Annotated in this window: 19 protein-coding genes and 1 tRNA gene; 4 read left to right on the top strand and 16 right to left on the bottom strand. The window is 56.0% G+C overall.

The window, feature by feature from the left end:
• Positions 1-30 precede the first annotated feature (30 nt).
• The 7 genes from SH467x_RS09460 to SH467x_RS09430 all read right to left on the bottom strand — a co-directional run bounded on the left by SH467x_RS09460 (position 31) and on the right by SH467x_RS09430 (position 6,999).
• Positions 31-654 carry an ECF-type sigma factor gene (locus tag SH467x_RS09460; protein WP_482371024.1) on the bottom strand — a complete coding sequence of 208 codons (624 nt, stop codon included), beginning with the start codon at positions 652-654 and terminating at the stop codon, positions 31-33.
• Positions 647-2,083: a hypothetical protein gene (locus SH467x_RS09455; RefSeq protein ID WP_482371023.1), complete on the bottom strand. Its 1,437-nt coding sequence runs from the start codon at positions 2,081-2,083 to the stop codon at positions 647-649. Before SH467x_RS09455 ends, SH467x_RS09460 begins: the two co-directional genes overlap by 8 nt.
• On the bottom strand, positions 2,080-2,925 hold the full coding sequence (locus SH467x_RS09450; RefSeq protein WP_482371022.1) for a DUF4129 domain-containing protein: 846 nt from the start codon (positions 2,923-2,925) through the stop codon (positions 2,080-2,082). Before SH467x_RS09450 ends, SH467x_RS09455 begins: the two co-directional genes overlap by 4 nt.
• Positions 2,922-3,848, bottom strand: coding sequence for a hypothetical protein (locus SH467x_RS09445; protein WP_482371021.1), 927 nt, complete (start codon positions 3,846-3,848; stop codon positions 2,922-2,924). The genes SH467x_RS09450 and SH467x_RS09445 overlap by 4 nt, the downstream gene beginning before the upstream one ends.
• A complete protein-coding gene (locus tag SH467x_RS09440) occupies positions 3,835-4,872 on the bottom strand; it encodes a stage II sporulation protein M (RefSeq protein WP_482371020.1) in 1,038 nt (345 codons plus the stop codon). The genes SH467x_RS09445 and SH467x_RS09440 overlap by 14 nt, the downstream gene beginning before the upstream one ends.
• Positions 4,873-4,928: 56 nt before the next feature.
• Positions 4,929-5,972 (bottom strand): RDD family protein, encoded by a 1,044-nt coding sequence (locus tag SH467x_RS09435; RefSeq protein WP_482371019.1) that lies wholly within the window; start codon positions 5,970-5,972, stop codon positions 4,929-4,931.
• Positions 5,973-6,087: 115 nt separating this feature from the next.
• The gene (locus tag SH467x_RS09430) at positions 6,088-6,999 is read right to left on the bottom strand and encodes a helix-turn-helix domain-containing protein (RefSeq protein WP_482371018.1); all 912 of its coding nucleotides are present in this window, start codon (positions 6,997-6,999) and stop codon (positions 6,088-6,090) included.
• A 294-nt stretch (positions 7,000-7,293) separates the two neighbouring features.
• Here SH467x_RS09430 and SH467x_RS09425 point away from each other — a divergent pair, with 294 nt between their 5' ends.
• On the top strand, positions 7,294-8,388 hold the full coding sequence (locus SH467x_RS09425) for a sigma-70 family RNA polymerase sigma factor (RefSeq protein WP_482371017.1): 1,095 nt from the start codon (positions 7,294-7,296) through the stop codon (positions 8,386-8,388).
• An 11-nt stretch (positions 8,389-8,399) separates the two neighbouring features.
• Positions 8,400-9,806 (top strand): TIGR01777 family oxidoreductase, encoded by a 1,407-nt coding sequence (locus tag SH467x_RS09420; RefSeq protein ID WP_482371016.1) that lies wholly within the window; start codon positions 8,400-8,402, stop codon positions 9,804-9,806.
• Positions 9,807-9,851: 45 nt separating this feature from the next.
• Here SH467x_RS09420 and SH467x_RS09415 read toward each other — a convergent pair whose 3' ends face one another.
• From SH467x_RS09415 to SH467x_RS09405, 3 genes are read right to left on the bottom strand one after another with little or no spacing between them, the layout of a single operon-like run.
• Positions 9,852-10,613 (bottom strand): ComF family protein, encoded by a 762-nt coding sequence (locus SH467x_RS09415; RefSeq protein WP_482371015.1) that lies wholly within the window; start codon positions 10,611-10,613, stop codon positions 9,852-9,854.
• Between the two features lie 18 nt (positions 10,614-10,631).
• Complete coding sequence (nth, locus tag SH467x_RS09410; protein WP_482371014.1) at positions 10,632-11,282, bottom strand: endonuclease III; 651 nt, start codon at positions 11,280-11,282, stop codon at positions 10,632-10,634.
• A 57-nt stretch (positions 11,283-11,339) separates the two neighbouring features.
• Positions 11,340-12,833 carry an EF-hand domain-containing protein gene (locus SH467x_RS09405; RefSeq protein WP_482371013.1) on the bottom strand — a complete coding sequence of 498 codons (1,494 nt, stop codon included), beginning with the start codon at positions 12,831-12,833 and terminating at the stop codon, positions 11,340-11,342.
• Positions 12,834-12,950: 117 nt separating this feature from the next.
• Here SH467x_RS09405 and mutS point away from each other — a divergent pair, with 117 nt between their 5' ends.
• Complete coding sequence (gene mutS, locus SH467x_RS09400; RefSeq protein WP_482371012.1) at positions 12,951-15,599, top strand: DNA mismatch repair protein MutS; 2,649 nt, start codon at positions 12,951-12,953, stop codon at positions 15,597-15,599.
• A 57-nt stretch (positions 15,600-15,656) separates the two neighbouring features.
• Here the strand turns inward: mutS and SH467x_RS09395 are convergent, their stop codons facing one another.
• From SH467x_RS09395 to SH467x_RS09380, 4 genes are read right to left on the bottom strand one after another with little or no spacing between them, the layout of a single operon-like run.
• The gene (locus SH467x_RS09395; protein WP_482371011.1) at positions 15,657-16,676 is read right to left on the bottom strand and encodes a hypothetical protein; all 1,020 of its coding nucleotides are present in this window, start codon (positions 16,674-16,676) and stop codon (positions 15,657-15,659) included.
• Positions 16,673-17,800, bottom strand: a complete 1,128-nt coding sequence (locus SH467x_RS09390) for a hypothetical protein (RefSeq protein ID WP_482371010.1) — start codon at positions 17,798-17,800, stop codon at positions 16,673-16,675. The genes SH467x_RS09395 and SH467x_RS09390 overlap by 4 nt, the downstream gene beginning before the upstream one ends.
• 57 nt (positions 17,801-17,857) lie before the next feature.
• Positions 17,858-18,520, bottom strand: coding sequence for a hypothetical protein (locus SH467x_RS09385; RefSeq protein ID WP_482371009.1), 663 nt, complete (start codon positions 18,518-18,520; stop codon positions 17,858-17,860).
• 6 nt (positions 18,521-18,526) lie between these two features.
• On the bottom strand, positions 18,527-19,252 hold the full coding sequence (locus SH467x_RS09380; RefSeq protein WP_482371008.1) for a hypothetical protein: 726 nt from the start codon (positions 19,250-19,252) through the stop codon (positions 18,527-18,529).
• Positions 19,253-19,732: 480 nt separating this feature from the next.
• On the opposite strand from SH467x_RS09380, the gene SH467x_RS09375 reads away from it, so the two are divergent.
• Positions 19,733-19,806 (top strand) — tRNA-Arg (locus SH467x_RS09375).
• Positions 19,807-21,581: 1,775 nt separating this feature from the next.
• Here SH467x_RS09375 and SH467x_RS09370 read toward each other — a convergent pair.
• Both SH467x_RS09370 and SH467x_RS09365 read right to left on the bottom strand, forming a co-directional pair.
• Positions 21,582-22,034, bottom strand: coding sequence for a hypothetical protein (locus SH467x_RS09370; protein ID WP_482371007.1), 453 nt, complete (start codon positions 22,032-22,034; stop codon positions 21,582-21,584).
• A 144-nt stretch (positions 22,035-22,178) separates the two neighbouring features.
• The gene (locus SH467x_RS09365) at positions 22,179-22,766 is read right to left on the bottom strand and encodes an RNA polymerase sigma factor (protein ID WP_482371006.1); all 588 of its coding nucleotides are present in this window, start codon (positions 22,764-22,766) and stop codon (positions 22,179-22,181) included.
• Positions 22,767-22,863: the final 97 nt, after the last annotated feature.

Genomic DNA, 22,863 nt, shown 5'->3' with positions numbered 1-22,863 from the left:
GACCACGGGGATCGTGCCTTCCTGCCGCCATCAATCGTCGGCCTCTTTCAGCTTCGCCGCCAAGAACGCCTTGGCATATCGCCAGTAACGCCCCACGGTAGGCAAGGAAACCCCCAGCGCCCCGGCACACTCCTCCATCGACATCCCCCCAAACGTCTTCATCTTGACCAACTGAGCCTTCTCCGGATGCTCGGCCTCCAGCAGATCCAACGCATCGTTCAAGGCCAAGACATCGATGTCGGGAAGCGACGGCTCAATCACATCCAATTCGGCATCCACCCGCCGGCTCTTGCCCCCTCGCTTCCAACTCCGCTTGCTCCGGTAGTAGTCGATCACCACCCTCCGCATCGCTTCCGCCGCCGCCGCAAAAAAGAGCTCCCGATTGGACCAAATTGCCGAGTGGGGACCGATGGAGGCATTCACAAGACGCAAATACGCTTCGTGCACCAACGCGGTCGCATGCATCGAATCACTCGGTGAGCATTGAGTCAAACGCTTCGCGGCGAGACTCCGCAATTCGTTGTAAACCATGGAAATCTGAAACTCATTGAGCCCTGCCGCTAAAAACGATCCTGCTCCAGAGGACTCGCTCGGCTGCACCGAAGCAGGTTCGCTCAACCCCCGCTCCCGGTTATCCATCGGTTCGCTACTCATGAGGCGTTGGACTCGATCCACTCGGGACGGACTGATCGCTACGGAATGGTGATTCGACACTCAGCGACTCCACTTCCTCGCATTTGGCCCAAGGCGAATGGATGTCCTTGCGCACACTTCGGAAGTAGTCGGCGATGGTGGACAATGCATAGAATCGATCCCCCGACTTGAACAATAACGCCCCCAGTGCATCGATGTGATCCGAAAAATCCTGCGTTGACTTCGCAGGTAATGATTTCGGACGACCGAAAATGGGAAACAATGATACGAGCACGAGCATGCCAAGAAATGCTGCATGCAAAGTAATAATGTTGATGGGCCACATCGTCAGCATCTCAAATCCCTTTTGCTGCTCCGACTCTCCCGCTTGCAACACCCGAGGATCCCCTTCCGTCGAAAGAAACCCGATCTTTCCAGGGGGTAATTGATCGACGAGCTTGGAGGCAATCTTCCAATTGCCAGGATAGGTCAAGTTGTAGTTGGCAAGCAAAGCAGGGGTGGACACCAATACCACGCGCGACGTACTGCCTGCCTCCGCCGCTACCGAAGTGAGCAACGGAATCCCATCCGACGTTTGCAACCAAATTTCCGGCTCTTCGCTATCAAGTCCCTCCTCTCGGTACGATTGCACGCGGCGAAGATTGGCTTCGTCCTCATTGGTAATGGAGGAAATCCGAGACGCGAAAGGGCGTGCGGGCACAAGGGGATTCACTACTGTCTTGGTCGTCGTCGCACCAGCGTTCTGTTTCAAAGTAGCTTCCAAAGCGCTCTCTAACGCTGGGAGATCGACCGATGCCAAGGGCCTTAATAAACCTCGCACAACAATCCGATGCTCGCGGCCTGCAAGCTCCGAAGCCCAGCTGCCGTCCAAGCTCTCCACGGTGGTCGCGCGCTGCTTCGTATTGTCCACTTGACACCAAGGAAGCATCTGAATGTCTCGATGTGCATATCGCATCGCAGCCAATTCAGCTTGGGATCTCGCAGCGATCTCGTAACAAGCTCGCCCCTTCTCGCGATCTGCAACGCTCTCGGCCTGAGACCAATGGTCTTGTGCGCATTCGGACCAATAGTCGGCATACGCGGAATAATCTCGCCCGACATAGATCAATGTCTTGTTCCCCCGCCGCAACCAATCTCGCATCCATGTCAAAGTCGTCTCGTCGTGCCAATCCAACGATTTCGGCGACCAAACGATTGTATCCAGCCGCTCGGCTGCCTTCGCGGACAGGTTTCCCAAACGCATCGTGCTAAGATTCTCTTCCTCGCAAAGCCTTCGAAAGACCGAAAGACCATCGGGACTGAGCCGAGCTTCATAACCCTCGCTCTCCGCGTAACGACTCACGGGCGTTCGCCCCGTGCAACCAGCAACACAGCCGGCTAGCAGCAAGAGGAGCATGACGAGAGCGATTCGAGTCCGGAGTTCGATCATCGCGCCACCTCCCTTCGCCATTCGCGCTGCGACTCAGGACCCTTCAACCAACCGTCGAACTCCGGTACGCGCGCACGCAATCGTTCGAACGCATCGGCATCCATCGCATTCTTCCCAAAGAAGACATGCTCAAACCACCGAACAACATGGTGCATGTATTTGTTAATTTTTTCGTTTGGAGCTAGCTCGCGCAGGTAGTAGCGATTGGTCTTGCCTCGCTCCAATCGAATCAATCCCCCAGCATCCAACTCCACCAACAGGTGACTGAATAGATAAATCATCGCTTTGGTATAGTCACCTCGTCGACGAAACTCGTCGGATTGCGCCAACAATCCAACTTGCGATTGCTCCAACTCGAACGGGAGATCGGTAACTTTCAAACGATCTCGCTCCGCTACGTCGACAGCACGGGAGCGTTTGGAACGAGCAAAGGAAAAGCCACGCCGCTGCAAGATGAAAAACAAGGCAATCAATGCGAGAACAACGATCCCTATGAGGAGCAAATAGGACCAAATCTCGAAAATGAATGCGAAGAAATCGTCCCAAATGGAGTTTCCCCCCGACCTTGCGGAGCGACTTGCCCTACTTGCCGTCTCGATCACGTCGTGCCGATCGCGAGCATCGATTCGATCCCCAGTCCTCGGACTGCGAACCATTCGTTCCCCCGACTTGGCCGAATACCAACTTTCGTCGGTCGCCTTTTGAAGGACGGATTGCTCCGACTCCGAAAATACTCCTTGTTCAAGAGCCTCCGCAGGCGTTGTCTCCACCATCAGACACCCGAGAACCAACCACCAACTCAGCAGCCACCGTCCGAGGCGAGATTGCATTCCTATCGTCATGCCATCACCTCCTTCAATCGCTCCGACTCCGCCTTCAAACGCAATTCGATTTCCCATCCTTCGGTTCGAATCCTCGAGTTCATGTAAAAGAGAAAGCGAAGGACCGTCATCCAAATGGCAATACACCACAGGACAAGAGGAAAAACAACTAAGTCCATCCAAAACCCCCACGACCAAACGCCAAACAGCACTCCTGACAAGAAGATGCACCCAAAACACAAAGAAAGAACCGTGGCCGTGGCAATCAACGTGGAGAGAACATGGGACCCAAACGTGTCGTTGTATTGAGTCGCATGCAACCAATTGGATCGCTGCCGAAAACTCTGTTGTTCATACGGAGCTTTCCTCTTTCGCAGCGGACTCTTTTCCAACACCAAGATCTCTGGAGCAAACGGACGGAAAGCCCGGACACAATAACTGATCACAAACATTCCAAAGAAGTAAATCGTCAACTCGATCTCAGGACGAAACTGAGGATCGATCGACATCAGCACCAAGGGAACATAGGACAGCAGCCCCATCCGCAAAATACCGAGAATCGTCAACACAGGGACCGCCCGCCCCAAAACGCCTCGCAGCACCTGCCGCAAACTCTGCCGTTCAAAGAACACGGCTTGCCCGATGAAATAGGTCACCAAACTCATCGCAAGCGGGGCTTGTAGAAAAACAGCACCGATCATGATGCAATAGTATCGAACGCGGTACGCCTCCGATGATGTGATTGTCGTCGCGGACATCGCCAGCTGGTCATATTGCAAAAGAGGCCAAGTCAACAGGAAATTCAAGATCGCAAACGGGAACGCTCCCAACAGCCCCAATCGAAAAATGGGCCCCGCATAGTGCCGGAGCACCAATAGACTCAAATCGGCGAGATCGGTGGTGCTCCGCTCGGAAATGATGACCGACGTCTTATCGAGCTGCATCGCTGCGCGTCCTCCACGGATTGTCTTCGCATGACTCCAAGCGAGCTAGCCTTGGATCGGTGGGCACCCCCAACATGACAAAATACAAGACCAAAAGGGTCGATGAGAACACCGCAAACGATGCCTTGATCCAATACCCCGCCCCCGAAGGAGACAAACACCCCTCGGTGAAGGCCGCTAAAACAAACAACAAGACCGAACAGAGAATAATCGGTATCGCTCGCTCGGCGTTCAAGCGAAATGATTCCAATCTTGATAACCCGCCGGTCGAAAAGAGCCCGACCCCGACTCGAAGTCCTGCCGCAGCCGCCAAAGCAATCGCGGTCAATTCAAACGCTCCGTGGGCCGTGACGAACTGCATGAAATTATCGCCCTGCTGCACATCGGGCCGCGCCATATAACCAAATGTTGCACCTAAAACAACTCCGTTGTACCCCAACATACAGAGGGAGGGTAGAAGCAAAGGGCCCAACGCAAAGCATTGCAATCCGATTCCCGCATTGTGCTTGATATACCATCCGGAGGCCTGCAAGTAATAGCGGTGGTTCCCGCCGTCGATCGGCTTCTCGTACATCTGCTCAAACGATTCCAATTGCTCGACCCCCAACACACGCTGTGGATAGGTGGGAAAGGTCGATTCGGAAAACGCCAACAGTGCGGACAAGCCAAATGTTCCAAAGAAGACAAGCCCCGCAACCATCACGCACGGGTCGCGAAAGACGGCGTGCGGTATCACCAATGCAATGTACTCGTACCAACGCTCCAACGGCAGTCGCTGCGAACGATAAAGCTGACTATGGGCCCGCCCCACAAGTCGGTGCAAATACTCGACCGTCGCGGGTGGAAGCTGGTACTGCTCGGCCATCGACAAATCGGTGCACGCCGCTCGATACAACGACGAGAAACGGGCCAGCTGACTCCCTTGATCGCGATAAGGAAACCTCGCGTTCTGCAACGCATCGCACATGGCCTCCAACTCCAACCAACCTTGACGGCGGCGTTCTAGCACCTCGGCTATTCGCATCGTTTCTTACCTTTTCGTGGTTTCAATCTTGGACTCGCATTCGTCTCGTTGCACCCTCACGAGGAAACGGGTGGCAAGGGAGGAGGAGCAATCACTTTCGCTGTCACCGCCGGGGAAACGCCCGCTCCCGAAGATGTCGCGACTCCCGCCGACACCATGGGGGAATGGGCGATCGGGGACGGGGCTATTGGGGAATGGGCCGAAGCATCGGAAAGAGGCGATGCTCCCAGCGGAACGCGCAGCGAGGCCTTGTCACCCTTCGCGCTAAAAGCCTCCTTGCTGACAAACTCTCGATAGTACAAGGCACATAACAACAGATCCGAACTGGTGTCCTCGCGGAACCCAAACTTGCGTATCAAGGGCTTGGCCAGATAAGCAGCCAACTCCTGGCGACGCCCTGCAGGCAGACGAGCTCGCCTCTCCGCATAGAGAGCAAGCGCCTTGGCCAACGTCGAACTAGGACGAAAACCAGGAGGTATGTACTCGGCCAAACTCGGGATCCGCGCATCCTCGAGCTTGATATTTGTTGGCACCCAAGACCGCTCATTGACGACCACCATTGTCCCTGCCGCCAGATCGCCCAATCGCTGAAACCGCTTGGTCAACACCATGCAAACCAAGGAACATAGGAACGTCGGCAGGATGTACGCAGGTGGAAACTCGCTAGAAAAAACCTCCAGCGATACCATCGGAGCGAAGTCGGCCGGTCGCAACAAATTGCGAATCGTCGCTTGAAACGCATTCACCGGGCGACCATCGACCGAAATGACGCGGATACGACAAGCCCACTTGCCGGGAGTCTGACCGTTCCAATAACTCTCGAAAAAGGTCCCATAGAACCACAGGAGCAAGAAATCGACCACCATCGCGATCAATAAAGCGAAGTCCTGGAGAATCGACTGCCCCGTCACCGAAAGAAAGGTCGACGATGCAACCAATATCGCTATATAACCCGCTGCGATCATCAACATCCGAACGACCCAGTCGATCAGTAAAGCGGGGAATCGGCGGAACGGACCCGCTAATCGATACTCAAACTGAATGTTCTCCGGCGTCTTGATGACTGCGGTCAAGTCGAGCGGATTTTGTTTCGGACTCAAAATAGCCGTGACCCTGCAAGCGTTAGAGAGGCGTACCAACGCCACTGAATGGGGAAAGGATCAGTGGAACTGACAAACAGTGTAACCGGTCTGGCTAAACTTTTCCTAAGCCAATTCAGATCTGCGTGCTCGTCGGCGGAAGCCCCGCCTTCATCGTCCTCGCCAAATACGCCAACTGCTGCATGTTGTCGCTGTAGGAACTGAAGGTCATTCGCTTTCGAAGCCCCTCATACAAAGCCGCTCCACCGACCGTAAACAAAACTCCCTTGGGCAATTGCTTGGCAAACTGCTCACATTCCGAAATGAACTTCCCCTCGTCCGGGACATAGGAAACGCTCAACCAAAAGATTTTCGGCATGTGCTTGCGCGCTGCCGACAAAAGACTGGAGAAGGGCAAATCGCACCCTAGATTCACCGATCGCCACCCCGCCTCGCGAAAGGTCATGTCGATCAATTGCGTCGGAATCTGATACTGGTCCCCCGACGCGGTCCCACCCATCGCCAAAGGTGCATTGGGGGACGGCTCCGCCAACAAACGCCGCAACTCGTGGATCAATCGGACACAGATTTCACACCCGCGCCTCTCCTGATAGACGTCCAGATCCCCGCACTCCCAAAGCTCCCCAACCGACCGAAATACGGGAGCAATCAAGTCGTCCGCGACCGACACGATCCCGCCGTTGCGAGCATACCAAGAACTGAGTATTCGCCTCGCATCCCCCTCGTTCCCCGACAGAATCGATCGCTCGAACTCCTCTCGCATCCCCGCGAATTGCAAGGAATCCACGCTCGACCTTTCAACAACGTCCGGCGTCGCCGCCGCACCCGCCAACCCAATGGCAACAGGGTCGATCAACCGACGATTCGTCGACTCGAGAAACTCCATCAGATTCTCCAACGGAATCCGACGATGCCCCCCCATCGTCCGGTCCGTTCGGATCAGACCGCGATCGCACCACCTCTTCACCGAGGATTCACTCACCTGCAAGGCGTGGGCTACTTGTTTGGGGGTAAAGTTTTCTTCCACCGATCAACCAAATCGTTCTTTGGAGCCGAAATCATTCAAAGTGAACGTTTTCGAGAGTATAGACCGATCGGCAAGTCGGATTCAAGTTTTCAGTCAAAAAACGCAAAATTACCAGGCAATTTATTTGCCGAATTCCGCTGAGACTTTCTTGCTCCCGCCGCATTCTCTCCGTATAAAGGTTTCATATGAACGATTTGAACGTTTCAGTGAACGATTTTCAGCCCAGATCGAACAAAAAACGTTCAGCGACGTATCGATGTGGACGAAAATCAAATTTGAACGAGTAGTGGGAGCATGACGATGACGGTCGCAGTTGCAAAAACCAAAAAACGAAAAGTCACCAATCTCGACGTTCCAAGCCAGGAGATGTCGGTCGATTCGGCGACGATGCCTTCCACGAAGATCAAATCCAAAATGGCGAGAACCTTCCGACGCCACGCCGTGGAAGCGGATTTCCTCCATTTCGTCCAGCTCACCATGCCCCAGCCGATCGCCGATTCCGCCCTCCGCGCCGAGGCAAAGAAATGGGCTTCGACCGAAATAGCTTTCATCGGGAACCCTACCTTCTCGGAATCCTCCGCCGAAGGTGAGATCCTTGGAGACCTTCTCTTCAGCACCGGCGAAACCTCCGGTAATGCCAAAGCGTCGAAGGTTCCCGATCTACCTTCCCACCTAGCCCGCCTCTGCGAAACGAAACTCCTGTCCCCCGTGGAGGAAAAGGCTCTCTTCAGTCGAATGAACTACCTTCGATTCCGAGCCAACCAACTGAAGTCCAAACTCGATCTAAATAAGCCCGACGATTGGCTCATCCGACGTATCGATGGACTGATGCGGGCCGCCGACTGGCACCGGGACTGCATCGTCAAATCGAATATGCGCCTCGTCATCTCGATCGTGAAGAAATTCGTCAACACGCAAAACGCATTCGACGATCTGCTGAGCGATGGTATCGTCGCCCTCATCCGAGCGGTCGACAAGTTCGATGTCGCCATGGGATTCCGCTTCAGCACCTATGCCACGCAAGTCGTTCGACGGAACACCTACCGTCGTGTGATGGAAAAGCAAAAGGAACGGCAACGGAACATCGCTAGCATCGATGAAAACGGAATCGACTTCAGCGACGAACAGAAATCCTCCTCGATGAGCGAAAACCGCTGGAATGAACTTCGCGCTCGACTAACTCTCATGCTCGATCACTTAGATCGCCGCGAGAAGTTCATCATTCGGGCCCGATTCTCCCTCGGAGGGCACCGCAAAGTTCAAACGCTTCAGCGGCTTGCGGATAAATTAGGGGTTTCCAAGGAACGGATCCGACAGTTGGAGAAGCGTGCTCTCGATAAGCTTCGTGGCATGACCGATCTGTCGATTCTTCCCGAATCTGTCGACTAGAGAACGTTATCGTGTCCCAAGCATTCGAATGGTCCTCCGAGTTTCCATGCTCGCCTGAGATACTCTTCGGGTACCACGAGAATCCAGGTGCTATCGATCGTCTGATTCCCCCCTGGGAACGAATCACCCTCCTCCGACGCGGGGCTTCGATCGACGTCGGTGCCGAGGTTGTCCTGCAACAACGCCTGGGCCCGCTTCGGCTCAAGTGGCTAGCTCGTCACACGAGCTTGGATGCCCCCCGCTCGTTTCAAGATACCCAGATCAGCGGTCCATTCGCCCTCTGGCAACACGACCACCTAGTAGAAGTCGTCGATCCTGACCATTCTCGGTTGCGAGATCGCATTCGCTTTGACCTCCCCTACGCCCCTCTTTCGAACGTCGCCCTCCCGATGGTTCGCGGCATGCTTCGTCGCATGTTCGTCTATCGCCATGAAACGACGCGGCGCGATTTGGAACTCCACGATTTTCTAACGACCTGGCTGTCGGGCCGGACTCTGAGTATTGCGATCACCGGTTCCAGTGGCATGATCGGATCTCGACTCGCAGCGCTCGCGTCGGTTCTGGGGCATCGCGTTGTTCGGATCATTCGACCTGAATCACCTTCCAGCTCCAACGAACTCGGCAACTTAGGGGAAGCGGTTGTTTGGGATCGTCAAGCTGGATTCAGCCATCCCGATGCCATGCAGAATCTGGACGCCGTGGTTCACCTCGGCGGCTTTGGTATCGCGGAGCGAAGATGGACGGAAGAAACGAAACGGAAGATCCGATCCAGCCGTGTCGATGGAACCCAAGCTTTGGTAAAGGCCCTCACGAATCTCGCTTCCCCCCCCAAAGCCTTGGTCTGCGCATCGGGGGTGGGGATCTATGGAGACTGCGGAGAACGAGAGTGCGTCGAATCATCCCCACCCTCAGATGATTTTCTCGGGCAAGTCGCCAAGGACTGGGAAGCGGCAGCCATGACCTTTGAATCATCCGGTGGCCGAGTCGCAATCGGACGATTGGCCATGGTGCTGCACCCCCACCAAGGTGCACTCGCGAAGATGCTTCCACTGTTCCGCTGGGGACTCGGGGGACGAATTGGAAACGGACGTCAATACTGGAGTTGGATCCACGTCGATGATGCGGTCGCAGCGTTCCTGTTCCTGGCTGCCTGCCCCGATGCATCGGGGCCCTTCAATTTCGCTTCTCCGCATTGCACGACCAATCGAGAGTTCACCCGAACGCTTGCTCAAGCACTTTCCCGGCCTGCTTGGTTTCCCGCACCCGCTCCGGCGCTCCGCATCGCCCTCGGAGAAATGGCCGACCCCTTACTGCTAGCCAGCACCCGAGCGGTACCCCAACGATTGGAGCAGATGCGTTTTCCTTTTCGGGCACGACGCTTGGAGGATGCCCTGGCCCAACTCCTCGGCGACGCCTAAACCAATGAAGAGGTTGATACGAATGAATGCGGACCCCTCCTACGGCTAGGCTCCCGGTCTCGAACTGCTCGCACCACGGGCAAAGACGATCACATCCACCTTCTTCGCCCCCGCCGCCATCAATGCTTTCGCCGCTTCGTTCGCGGTCGCTCCACTCGTCAAAATATCGTCGACGATCAAAACGGTTCGATCCTTCACTAACGTTTTGCGATCGTGTGAAATCGAACCCAATACCGATCGCAACCGCTCTTCGATCGTCTTGGTTCCTTGCTTCTCGGTCCATTTCGTTCGGACCAATGCCCGTTCGGCATAGGGGATCGCAAGTTTTTTGGAGAGCACCTTCGCGAGTACATCAGACTGGTTGTATCGATCTCGCCACCGTTTCATCCAATACTGAGGGACCGATACGAGAAGATCGTGTCGACAAGTTTGTTCCGTCGAAAGAAACCAATCACCAAGTCGATTTGCGACTTCTTTGGTCAACGGTTCATACTTGGAAGACTTCATGCGCCTTGCAATCTTTGCCGCTTGATTGCGATAGGTGCACAAGCAATAGACGCGACGAAACTTCCAATCCCGTTTACACAGCGAACAGCTCTTCGGAGAAATCGCTTTGCTCTTCGAAACAGGGGCGCTGCATCGCTGGCATCGATTCGGATCCGGCGAGAGCTCCTGCCAACACCCCTCGCACAGGGACTCATTCAATGGATCGACGATCGGCCGATTGCACAGCGTGCAAAACCGTGGAAAGAGGAGATCAAAAAAGGGACGAATGGACCGGGTCCAAGGTGGGCGTGTGGAGGGCATGATCGATCGCTTTTCGAATTACTTTCGGGTCGCTACAGGCTTCTTTCGATTCGGGTACAGCTCTTTGCAAATCCCGCAAACCGTCCCATTGCATCCGCGGGCGGTGCAGTGCTCACGTCCATAAAAAATAATCTGCAGATGAAGCTGATTCCATGACTCCTGCGGAAAGAGCTTCTTCAGATCCCGCTCGGTCTGCTCCACGGATCTGCCGTCGGTAAGTCCCCACCTCTGAGCCAACCGGTGAATGTGTGTGTCGACCGGGAACGCCGGGTGCCCAAACCCTTGACTCATCACCACCGAAGCGGTTTTGTGCCCCACACCAGGCAATTGTTCCAGCAACTCAAAGGACTCGGGAACCGCCCCATCGTACTTGTCGACCAAGATCTGCGAGAGCTCCCGTATCGCTTTCGATTTCTGTGGGCTCAACCCGCACGGTTGAATGATCGCTCGAATCTCTTCGACCGATCTCCGACTCATATCCCAAGGGTTATCGGCTAGCTTCCACAAACTCGGTGTTACCCGATTGACCATCTTGTCGGTGCACTGGGCGCTGAGCAAGACCGCGACGAGGAGCGTATACGGATTGGAATGGTCCAGCGGAATCGGGGTCTCCGGATACAACTCACTAAGACGTTCCAATACGGTTTTTGCGCGGTCCTTGCGTAGCATCGTGCTAAATCACTCGTTTCGAATGTCCCAACGCTGCCTTCCTCGCTACCTTCCTCGCTACCTTCGGCCCCGCTCAATGGCCAATTCGTCTACATCCGCAAACCCGTCTTGGTTTGTGTCTGCCTTGGTGAAGTCCCCGGAAGAGTTGTAGGCCTTGTACTCGTCGATATCCAGTTTCCCATCTTGATTCTTATCGTAGCGTTTCAATCGACCTGCCATCCAATCTCGCGTTCGTTGATCAACACCGCTATTTCCAGGGGATGTGGCAGGGCTTGCAGCACCTGCACCTGCCGAGCCGGCAGGGCTTCCGGAACTAGCCGTTGCACCGCCACTACTGCTACTCGTCGAAGAACTGCTCCCCGAGCCGCTGCTGGATCCAGGGATGTAACCGTTTTTATGAGCGGCCAAACATTCGCGCGCCGTGATGAAGCCGTCCAAATTCGTATCGAACCGTGCGTAGTCCTCAATCGCCTCCGCCGAAGGTCGCTTCACAAACTCGTCCATGGAAACTTGGTTATCGAAGTTGACGTCGTAGCGAGCAAACCATTCAGGAAGGCCTGCCGGTCGCTTTAGCTTGCCATCGCGATCGGTCAATCGGTAGCTGGCGATCTTCTCGAACGGATTGGGAATCTCTTTCTTCTCTTCCTGACCGCGGTCTCCATAACCTTGACGATCACGGTCGCTCCGGCTGTCGCGCGAATCGCGGTTCTCTCCGCTGCTATTCGAGGAACTGGACGACTCCATGCGACGCTTGGCATAACGAACCGCCAACTCATCACGGGTCAGCTTTCCGTCTCCATTCTTGTCGTACTGCATCGGAGAATCGGACCACCGGCCGTCTCGCAGCTCCGCTTCATCCAAGACGGAATCCCGGTTTCGATCGTAGCGTTGAATCCGCTCATCGGCATCGCGCAAATCTTGCTCTTCCACCCGGACGCTCAACGCATTCGCATTCATTCCAAAACCGGGAACAGGAGGTCGCTCGATCTTGACCCCAAAGCCCGGTACCAAAACCGCTGGTCCGCTCGCTACTTCATCGCTCGAGGACGAACTGCTGCTCGAGCTGCCACCTCGCATTTGCTGAAACCCTTCGGTGATAACCGACAACGGTATCGGCTTGGACAAATCGATTTTGGGATTGGTCCTGGCCATCCGTTCCAACATGAAACGAGCAGGACCCTCCATCTCGTCGGAATCGATCATGCCGTTTCCGTTTCGGTCCATCCGACCCAAGAACATCGACGGATCGAAGCCCCCGCCCCCGAAGCCTTCCCGGCCACTGTCGCGACCGAAATCGCGACCGAAATCGCGGCCTGATTCTCGACCCGAGTCCCTGCCATCTCGAGAGCCCCATCGGCCAGAAAAGCCACCCTCTCCCATTCCGGGAGGCCCGCCGCCGCCCCATGGGGGCTGAGCCGAACTTTCCAAAGCGGAAAACGACAAACCGCCAGCCACCAGCATGAAATATCCAATCAGTTTTCGCATGATCGACACAGGTCCTGGGTGTTGGTGGTCGGGGGATGGAATGGCATCGCGACGGAATCTTGCCATTTTAGCTGGGCGTACATCCTACGCATACAGAAAACACCGGATCCGCTTATTTGTTTCGATCGGGGGCCCGAACCTTCCCTACTTGGTCCCCCCCGGCCAGCCGAGTACCATCACGGCATGAACCTTTCACCGATGATGAAACAGTACGAAGAAGCCAAAGCCGTCAGCGGCGATGCGATCCTCTTTTTCCGAATGGGGGACTTTTACGAGCTTTTTCATGAAGACGCAAAGACCGCCGCCCGCGTCCTAGGCCTCACCCTCACCAGCCGGGATAAGGGTGAGAATCCTGTCCCCATGGCCGGGTTCCCGCACCACCAACTGGAGGGATATCTTGCAAAGTTGGTCCGCGCCGGCTATCGAGTGGCTGTTTGCGAGCAAATGGAGGACCCAGCCCAAGCCAAAGGGATCGTTCGGCGCGAAGTCCAACGCATCGTCTCGGCGGGTACCCTGACCGATGACGCCCTCCTGGACCCTCGCAGCGGAAATTTGCTTCTCTCGGTCTACCAGCCCGCCCCGGGTAAACCCGGCGCCTCTTCGGCTTGGATCGGCTTGGCCTGGGTGGAGCTTTCGACCGGTCGCTTCGAAGCAGGCGCCTTCCCAACCCAAAGCTTGGCCGACCAAATCGCACGCCTCGAACCGGCCGAGATCTTGCTCCGCGATGACGACTCGACCCTGAACCGAGACGACTACGAAAAGTGGGCTCTCACCCGCCGACCCGCTTGGCAATTCGGCTTCGAGGAGTCCCAACGGATCCTGCACCAGCACTTCGGCGTCCTCGATTTGGCCGGTATGGGCTGGGAACTGCGCGACGGCGGCGATGCCAATGACGTCCGCTTCCAAGATTGGCTCGCCATCAGCGCCGCGGGCGCCGCCATGGCCTACCTGCAGGAAACGCAAAAGTCTTCGCTCGACCATATCCTCCAACTGACCCCCGCTCGCTTGAGCAGGTCCCTCGAAATCGATTCGGCCACGCGCCGGTCGCTGGAGTTGACCCAAACCATTCGGACCGCCTCTCGCGACGGCTCGCTCCTCGAAGTCCTCGACCGCACCGTGACCTCCATGGGAGCCCGGCGATTGTCCCAGTGGCTCGCATCCCCGCTCATCTCCAAAGAACAAATCGAACTCCGCCTCCAAGCGGTCGAAGAATTCGCCAATGACGATCGCTTGCGAAATACTCTTCGCACCCTCCTCTCGGACATCTATGACATCGAACGATTGACCGCGCGAGTCGCGACCGGTCGCTGCAGCCCACGCGACCTGAAACAAATGGGACGCTCCCTCTCGCAGCTTCCCAAAATCAAAGCCTTGCTGGAGGACCGATACGCGTCACGCCTTAGCCAACTTCAACAACGACTCGACCTGCTCCCCTCCCTTCGCGACCATCTCGATGCCGCGCTCGAAGAGGACTGCCCGCTCCAACCCAAAGACGGAGGCTACATCCGCCCAGGCTACGATGCGAGACTCGATGAATTCCGACAACTCGCCACGGGTGGCAAAGATTGGATCGCTCGCTACCAAGCCGAACAAATCCAATCAACGGGGATCACCAGCCTGAAAGTTGGGTTCACCTCGGTCTTCGGATACTACCTCGAAATCACCAATACCCACCGGGATCGCGTCCCACCCAACTACATTCGCAAACAAACGCTCAAGAATGCCGAACGCTACATCACCCCCGAACTCAAAGAGTACGAAGAGAAAGTCCTCACCGCGGATGAGTCATCAAAGAATCTGGAATTCGAACTCTTTCTCGAACTACGACAACTGGTCCATGCGCAAACACCCACCCTGCAAATCAACGCCGCGATCCTCGCCGAACTCGATGTCCTCGCCTCGCTCGCCGAACTCGCGGTCAAGCAAAGCTATGTGAAACCAATCATCACCGACGAGCCCATCCTCGAAATCTACGAAGGCCGCCACCCGGTACTCGACGCAACCCTACCTAAAGGGACCTTTGTGCCGAACGATAGCATGGTCGGTGCAGAGCATGGTTCGGTCCTGCTGATTACCGGTCCAAACATGGCAGGTAAAAGCACCTACATTCGTCAAACGGCTCTTATCACGATCCTTGCCCAAATCGGAAGCTACGTCCCGGCGCGCAAGGCAACGATTGGGATCGCCGACCGACTCTTCGCACGCGTCGGAGCCAGCGATGAACTGGCGCGAGGTCAAAGTACCTTCATGGTCGAAATGGTCGAGACGGCCCGGATCCTCAATACCGCCACCGATCGCTCCCTCGTTATCCTCGACGAGATCGGCCGAGGAACCAGCACCTACGACGGTCTCTCGTTGGCTTGGGCCATCGTAGAGCAGTTGCACGACAACAATCGATCGCGCACGCTCTTCGCCACCCATTACCACGAATTGATCGACCTCCAACGCTCCCTCTCCGGTGTCCGCAATTGGAATGTTTCGGTCAAGGAATGGGATGATAACGTGGTCTTCCTCCACCGCATCGTCCCCGGTGGTGCAGATCGAAGCTACGGGATCCACGTCGCCCGCTTGGCTGGGGTCCCAAAAAGCGTCAACGATCGGGCCAAGGAGATCTTGAGCCAACTCGAAGCGAGCCATCTGAACAAATACGGCCAATCCGTCCTCTCTCCCCCTCGCAAGAAAGGAAACGGATCAATCCAAATGACCTTGTTCGAATGGAAAGAAAATGCCGTGGTCGACCAACTCCGCTCTCTCGCTATCGAACAACTCACCCCCATCGAAGCCATGCAAACCTTGATCGAACTGCAACGGCTCGCCCGCGAAGGAAACTAACCGACGCATTCCCTAAAGCGCAATGCTCGACCTCTGGACGGACAGGAATCGAACAGCCTAACGCGGGATCGACGGGAACAGACGAGAATGACGACCGGACGACGGTCCCTGGCTAGTTCCGCGAACGGGGAAGATGCATGGTACAGGCCGCTTGGCATCCGACCGCATCGAACGATCGCTGGTCGATGATGTGTCTTGAGACGGCGATGTGTCTCGAGGAATGATTCGAGATTGCCAAGGGACCCAAATGGTTCGTAGCATCGCGGAATCCAGACAAATCACGCGATCTGACGATTCGATCGGCATGGCCGCGAACGCATCGACATGCCGATCCAGGAAGGGGGATGCTCTCGGTGATAAAAGCGATGCTCGAAGCGGTACCACGATCTGACAAACACCCAAGACCCGATCGACTCGCTCCACAACCACATAGTCAACCGGGTTCTCTCGCAGTCGCTCCATCCACACCGCCGATGCCCTCTTTTCCTCTTCCGACCAAGCAACGTTTGGCAATGGAAAGAACGAAACAATCCGGCTCACCGATGCGGCATGTGTCGGATGAAGAGACTGCATGGAGTGTTCTCCGACCGTGAGCAACCGTACGGAAACGGAACGCGGTGCACCTCGCTCGAAACTCGGATCCCTCCAATCTCCCCCGGCCAGGAGGGACACAGGGATCCGAACCAGCGTGTCACCTTGCAGCGGATGGATCCCCTCCACCGCATGCGCCATGACCATCCCCTCGGGAACCAACAGCGCCCTCGCGCCGTTCTTCACTCCTAAAAACGCATGCTCCAACGGATCCTCTTCGTCCTCGTCACCCTCGTCACCGGGCAACCAGTCCCCGGCGGCGGCCCGCGCCATCCACCTCTGCCGATAGCCTCGCGCAATCTGCTCCAACGTCTCCTCCCAAGACAGCAAAGAAGAATTTACGGGCTTGGTCATTCGCACCTCCCAAGCCATCGCGTTGAGAGCGGAAGTGGATGGAATGGGTGATTGCGCATGCCCCTCGGGAAGCCCGATCGCTATGCAAAAGGCGAATAGAATCATCGCGGCCAATGATCGACGAGAATTCACTCTCCCAACCTCCATCGCCGTTCACGAGGCAACTGGGACACATCCAACTCACATCCCTTCCACGCTTTCGGAAGCTTGCACGCGACGATCGTAGACGGGTCGATCATTCCGACCACCAACCCAATCCAAACCCAATCGCTCCCATATTGCATGACAACCGCAGCCCCGCTGTCCCCTTCGGAAACGATGGATGAGGAAGCGGATCGCGAGTGAATCACCATCAAGTCGCGGAAGGAGTCCCCACCCAACTCGACGGAATGAACGATCGGCATCGTCACCCGTCCGTGCACAAGCCTACCGGTGCTCGCACCACGAACCGATACAGGAATTTGTAACAGCCAACTCCAATAGCTGGCCCGCGCCGGAGCGGTCACTAGGAACTTCATGTCGGGATACGAATCTTCGAACCCAAGCACCCCTTCCGTCACTTGATCAACCAGATGCACCGATGTTGCATCGACCCCCGAACGTGGCGAACGTTTGGAGGCGAGGACCATTCCCACCAATGGCTGCGGCTCACCATCGGAATTGGGTGATGGAAACACCTCGCCATGGGACACCACATGCTCGCAGGTCATTCCTACCAACCGCTGCGAGGATTCACGAAAGACCAATCCCAATGTCCCCCAGCGATCCGCCCCACTTCCCTGGATGGCAACTCCACCGGTAACGGGCTCGACGGTTTCTCGAGCGAAACCTGCCGATCGATCCGCGTCGCGGGGACGTGTCTCGCGGCGATCCACGGCCAGCTTCAGCACTGCTTCTTGCACTTTGACTGGCAAGCCGCCGTAGGTGGAGGGTATTGCCAGGACTCGATCGCTTTGCTCGCCTCGGCGGGAAAGGGTTCGCCGGGAACTCAACAACTCGTCTGCATCCCGTTTTCGCCGGACCCACACGGTAATACAGAACTGCAAGGGAAGTGCGACCAATCCTCGCTTATGAAGCAGTTCGACTCCGACCCCCGTGATCTCGCCGAAAGGGGCGGAGCGAAGTCGCTTCTCCAGCCGCTTGGCCACCACTAAAGCCTTTCGATACTCCAGCTGCAGGCCCTCGCGCTGCGCGTCGAGAAGAGACTGCAGCGACGGGTCGTTTGGATCGAGAAGCTCCCGTTGTTTGTATCGCATATGGGTCGACGTTGATACAAGAAGGGAAGAAGCCGAAAGGGAGTGCAATCGGTCCGATTACGGGATCGGTTCAAAGCAGTTGCTGGATTGGCAAGCCAGATGTTCGGCGATGAACGCGTCCACCTCTTGCTCCCAGCAAGGCTCGTTGATATCGAAACGTCTCACGGCGATAACCGCGTCATAGGAATGCCAGCCCCCCAGCTCGGTATTCTTTCCCTTCGCGGCAACCTCGGCTGCTTGCTTGCGAGACGGTGCACCGATGAGTTTCTTGAAGTTCGGAATGGCGGCGTTCAGATCCTCGATCGTCTGGTCATCTATCTTCCCCTGAATCGATTCAAAGTAACCGGCTTCATCGAAGACGATTCCATTGCCATCGCTGTCCGATGCGAGACTGAGCGTTCCTGCTGCGGGCCTTACAAAGTCCACAGTGAGGACTTTGGGAGTGTAGATCGTTTCCATTTCAACGCGCCGGAGGGGTTTCCCGATTTGCGGGATAACCGTTGCGCCTCCTCCTTGGACGATGAAGTATTCTTCGACGACTCGAACATCGACATGGGTTGGAACCTTCAATGTCACCGGCACTCCTTTCGTGCATTGCCGACTGTTTTTGACAAATTGGTCGGTAGGCAACCGGGACATGATGGTCGATCGATAGGAGGTGCACCCCATCGGTATACAAGTCGTCATCAACACAAAGAGAATGGTCAGCGTGCGGGACATCGTCGTTCACTCCGCGGGGGCAGTTGTCGCTACCCCTTGATAGATGGAACTGTTGGGGGTGCAAGGAGAGCAGCGGTTCACATGCTCTTCCAAAAACGCATTGACTTCGTCTTCGAAGCCGGGAGAAGCGAGATCGAACAATCCAAAGGCGATGGTTCGATGTGTGGTGTAGACCCCTTGTAACGGATCAGAGGGCGCATCTTCCGATCTCGCGACTGGGGTAGCCAGGAGCGGAGCGATGTTGGCAAGGAATGTCGAAACGTTAGAAAGAGTTTGGTCGTCGACTTTGTATTTCAAGCCTTGCAGATAACCGTGCCCTGCGGAACCTTGCGCGGCCGCTTTGGCGGCATTGCTATTTCCATCGGGTCGGCTTTGAAAGGTGAAACCATAGTTCGCAGTCCCGGACATAGGACGTTTGGGATCGAGAACAAACATCTTTTCCGTCACACGAAGTTTTGCTTCGACGCTCCGCAGCGAGGTGCCGGTAGGGCTGATGACTTGCACGGTCGTCTTCCCTGGATGTTTGATCAAGTGGATCGTTTCATCGACGCGTAGTTCGAGATGCGTCGGCACTTTCACCATGACCGGGACGCCATGAATGGGAACATCGTTCTCCTTGCAGAGCGTGTCATCTTCATGGCGATGGAAGAAGGTCGTGTGCAGGGAAGAACAACCCATTGTACCGACAGAAAGCAGCGTGAGAGCGAGAGCGAGTCCGTAACGAGATCGCATAGTGCTCCTCCTTGAGCAAAACACAAACCCCCGTTCTCGATCCGAGCGATCTTCCTTGACCGCAACCAACGACTCCGTCCGAATGATCGGGCGTCTGACAGAGCGAGACGTTTCTAACGCTTCTTCATCGAACGCTGCCGAGTGGGATCTCGCGAAATAGTCTTGGTCGAAGCTTGATCGTCACAACACGCACGCTTTATAGCTAGCAATCCAACGCAAGCTAGGCTCCAGGCTCCAGGCTCCATGCTCCATGCTCCAGGCTCCAGGCTCCAGGCTCCAGGCTCCATGCTCGGTGTAGGTTCAGGACATAGGTGGCGCAGGTGGGTTAGTGCATGGGTGGCGCGAGGGAGGAATTTGGAGGCGGAACGTGGTGGGGGGCGGTGGTGGTTTGGGGCGGAATTCGGCGAAATCCTTGGCTTTTTTCAGGGCTAGAAATTTTCGGGGGACCGCTTACAATTTGGCCCGTTGGTTAGCCAACAAGCACCTGTAGCTCAATTGGATAGAGCATCGGTCTACGGAACCGAAGGTTACACGTTCGAGCCGTGTCAGGTGTATTAGAGAAAACTACAGGTTTTTCATTGGCCGACTCAGCCTTGCTGCCGTCACCTTCCTTTTGAAGCGTGACCCTTCCCACGCAACTTGCTACGGTAAATCGTGTTTGTAGCTCAATCGGATCCGTAGCCCCGATTGAGGGTGTTGCCATCTTAGCTCGAAATCGAGCTTCCGCCCCCGTGCGGCATCCTTTGCCGGGCCAAGCCTTGGCCTCCATTGGTGGGAGTGACGATCTCCCTCGAGCAACGGGGCCCCCCTGAAGCCAATGCCCGGCCCGCGCAGCCGATGAATCACTCTGTTCTGAAATCTAACAATACGAACCGATCGCATTGACCCCAAAATCACTTGGGGCCCCTGATCTTCTTGACAAGCGATTTCACCGCGGATCGAAGCGTAGCGCCCCGATTAGGTAGGTGCCTCCTATTCCTCAGCATTCTTCCTCCGCGCTTCTCCGCGATCTCCGCGGTAAGTCCTTCTTCGCCCCGCTGCTCCAGAGCTCTTCCAACCACTTGTCGCTCTCGCTGTTTTGGGATGAAATCGGTGATGGTCAACCGCGGAGGACGCGGAGGATCGCGGAGTGGGTCCCGAGTCGTTGGTGACAAGACATACCTTCCGAAGCGATAGTTAAACGCCCCGATTAGGTAGGTGCCTTCTATTCCGTTTCATAAGCTTGAGCCGAAACACTGGCGGGGTAGTAAACCGATCCGGTGTTGTGCCGCAATCTTCGGTGCATACCAACTCTGAGCACATCTATTCGCCACAATCTCTTTCGTCCCTACCGGGACTGACGCGATGTTTGGGCCCATACCCAGCCTTGAAAGGCTGGGCTATTGTCTGCCGTCCCTATCGGGACTAAGAGTACAACACCTTTGGGCAATACTCGAAGGCACCCAGCTCGTTTGAGCAGCTAATCCGTTGAAGGCATGCCTTGATAGCCTGGCACCACCCCGATTAGGTGGTTGTCTCCTATTCCTCAGCATTCTCCCTCCGCGATTCTCCGCGATCTCCGCGGTAAGTCCTTCTTCGCCCCGCCGCTCCAGAGCTCTTCCAACCACTTGTCGCTCTCGCTGTTTTGATATGAAATCGAGGATGGTCCACCGCGGAGGACGCGGAGGACGCGGAGTGGGGCTTGTGTCGTTGGTGACAAGGCATACCCTCCGAAGCGATTGTTGAACGCCTTGATTAGATGGGTGCCTCGAATTCCGTCTCGAATTGAGGATTTCATCCTCGGCTACGCCACTCGCGGTGCGAGCGTTTATTTCTGGCGCCCTTCGCCCCGCCCTGGGGGAGAAGGGCTGGGGATGAGGGGGAGAATGTGCAATGTCATAAGCTTGGTTCGCTGCACTGGACGGGTAGTAAACCGATCCGGTGTTGTGCCTCAAGCTTCGGTGCATTCTAACGCTGATCACATCTATTTCGCCGCGTTCTCTTTCGTCCCTACCGGGACTGACGCGATGATTGTGCGCATACCCAACGTTGAAACGCTGGGCTATTCTATGCCGTCCCTACCGGGACTAAGAACGCAATGTGATCGAGCGAAAGGCGAAGGCATATGCTTCACTCGATTCGTGGATCCGATCGACGGATACGATTCATGAATGGCTTGCGCATTCAGACGTGTACGCCTGGCGGCTGACTGTTAAACGAAGAGGGCCCACAGGCGGTCCATCCCAACAGATCGGAAACAATTCGTTTAACGGACAGCCGCAGGCGACTACACTCCGCCGAAGGTGGAGCAGAACGGCCGCCGAAGGTGGAGCACAACGGTTCGACTTGCTCAGTCGATCCGCTCTTGCTTGAGAAAGTCGTTGACGCTTTCGATCTTCTTCGGCTCTTCTTTCTTGAACCAGCTGGCGAACATCGAGGGCTTCTTTGGCTTGGCATAAGCTGGTGTCGCGGGCTTGGGCTCCGGATAAGGATCTAAGATATCCGCTGTCTTATCCCACCACTGCTTGCTCGTCTTCGACATCTTTTTCCACGCCGAATCGTTCTTCTTCGCATACGAAGTGGGCTTGTCCTTCGACGACCAAGGCATCTTGGGAGCTTTCCACTCCGGCAACCATGATTTGTTACCCGACGAGCTCTTCGAATAGAGCGGACTGGAATCTTTGCTCTCTGATTTGCTGGCAAACGGGTTCCACGACCACCCCTCGGCGAGAAGGGGGCGGGAGCTTAAACAAGCCAATACAAAAACGACGGTCCATAATGTTCGCACACCATTGCTAAACATGTTCGTTGTTCCAAGGGTAGGTCGTAAATGTTGAAGCGATGGAACTATTACAACATCCAGCACCCCGTGTCCAGACGAGTCCTCGCGGTCTGTTTGCGATGCGCTCACGGTATGCTCACGGTGTCTTCGCAAGAAATCCAACGACTAAGGAGCATCCCCCATCACGCTCCTCAGCCGCCGAAGAATGCGGCTTCGAATCTGCCTCACATTCGATGGCGACATGTCCAGTGCGGCCGCGATCTGATCGGCTGGCTTCCCTTCCACGGCCGACATCCAGAACGCACGCCAATGCCGCTCTTGAAATTCGCTTTGTACCAAACGCATCGCCCGGTCGACTAAGCCTTGAATCCACTCGGGATGACTCCACTCCTGCGACTCGTCATCAGGGGCAGGAAGCTGTTCCAATCGCAACGCAGCGGTGCTTCCCCCTACCGGACCGGGGGCGTCTAGAGTTTTGCGGTAACTATCAATCCACTTGCGATAGGTGATGCGCCAAAGCCATCCACGGAAACTGCCACTTTTCCCGTCGGATTGGAACGATGCAAACCCCTTCGAGGCCGCCGAGAAAACCTCTTGGCACAAATCATCGCACTGCTCGGGCGTCGCGCCCAGCCTTCGCCCCCAAGCGACGATCAAGGGGGAGTAAATCGAAACGATCTGAGACCAAGCCTCCTCGGAGCGAGCTCTCGCGCCGGCAATCAACGAGGAACGGGTTCCGCTGCTGGAAGGCATGATGGGAAATGGAGAACTCTCTGCTGGCGTGGGGAAATCGATTCCTAGTTAGTCTAGTCAAGTTTCGCAGGTACGACACGGTGCGTGAGCCCCGTAC

The sequence above is a fragment of the Brakhagea slesvicensis genome, assembly GCF_052161625.1.
GTDB lineage: Bacteria > Planctomycetota > Planctomycetia > Pirellulales > Pirellulaceae > JBKCUI01.
Note: the sequence above shows the minus strand (reverse complement) of the source record. Positions and strands in the feature narration are given on the sequence as shown.

What these genes read in the sequence shown, in the direction of transcription:
- SH467x_RS09460 (WP_482371024.1), bottom strand. Translation starts at nt 654, where the DNA reads ATGAGTAGCGAACCGATGGATAACCGGGAGCGGGGGTTGAGCGAACCT.
- SH467x_RS09455 (WP_482371023.1), bottom strand. Translation starts at nt 2,083, where the DNA reads ATGATCGAACTCCGGACTCGAATCGCTCTCGTCATGCTCCTCTTGCTG.
- SH467x_RS09450 (WP_482371022.1), bottom strand. Translation starts at nt 2,925, where the DNA reads ATGACGATAGGAATGCAATCTCGCCTCGGACGGTGGCTGCTGAGTTGG.
- SH467x_RS09445 (WP_482371021.1), bottom strand. Translation starts at nt 3,848, where the DNA reads ATGCAGCTCGATAAGACGTCGGTCATCATTTCCGAGCGGAGCACCACC.
- SH467x_RS09440 (WP_482371020.1), bottom strand. Translation starts at nt 4,872, where the DNA reads ATGCGAATAGCCGAGGTGCTAGAACGCCGCCGTCAAGGTTGGTTGGAG.
- SH467x_RS09425 (WP_482371017.1), top strand. Translation starts at nt 7,294, where the DNA reads ATGACGATGACGGTCGCAGTTGCAAAAACCAAAAAACGAAAAGTCACC.
- SH467x_RS09415 (WP_482371015.1), bottom strand. Translation starts at nt 10,613, where the DNA reads ATGCCCTCCACACGCCCACCTTGGACCCGGTCCATTCGTCCCTTTTTT.
- nth (WP_482371014.1), bottom strand. Translation starts at nt 11,282, where the DNA reads ATGCTACGCAAGGACCGCGCAAAAACCGTATTGGAACGTCTTAGTGAG.
- SH467x_RS09405 (WP_482371013.1), bottom strand. Translation starts at nt 12,833, where the DNA reads ATGGCAAGATTCCGTCGCGATGCCATTCCATCCCCCGACCACCAACAC.
- mutS (WP_482371012.1), top strand. Translation starts at nt 12,951, where the DNA reads ATGAACCTTTCACCGATGATGAAACAGTACGAAGAAGCCAAAGCCGTC.
- SH467x_RS09390 (WP_482371010.1), bottom strand. Translation starts at nt 17,800, where the DNA reads ATGCGATACAAACAACGGGAGCTTCTCGATCCAAACGACCCGTCGCTG.
- SH467x_RS09385 (WP_482371009.1), bottom strand. Translation starts at nt 18,520, where the DNA reads ATGTCCCGCACGCTGACCATTCTCTTTGTGTTGATGACGACTTGTATA.
- SH467x_RS09380 (WP_482371008.1), bottom strand. Translation starts at nt 19,252, where the DNA reads ATGCGATCTCGTTACGGACTCGCTCTCGCTCTCACGCTGCTTTCTGTC.
- SH467x_RS09370 (WP_482371007.1), bottom strand. Translation starts at nt 22,034, where the DNA reads ATGTTTAGCAATGGTGTGCGAACATTATGGACCGTCGTTTTTGTATTG.
- SH467x_RS09365 (WP_482371006.1), bottom strand. Translation starts at nt 22,766, where the DNA reads ATGCCTTCCAGCAGCGGAACCCGTTCCTCGTTGATTGCCGGCGCGAGA.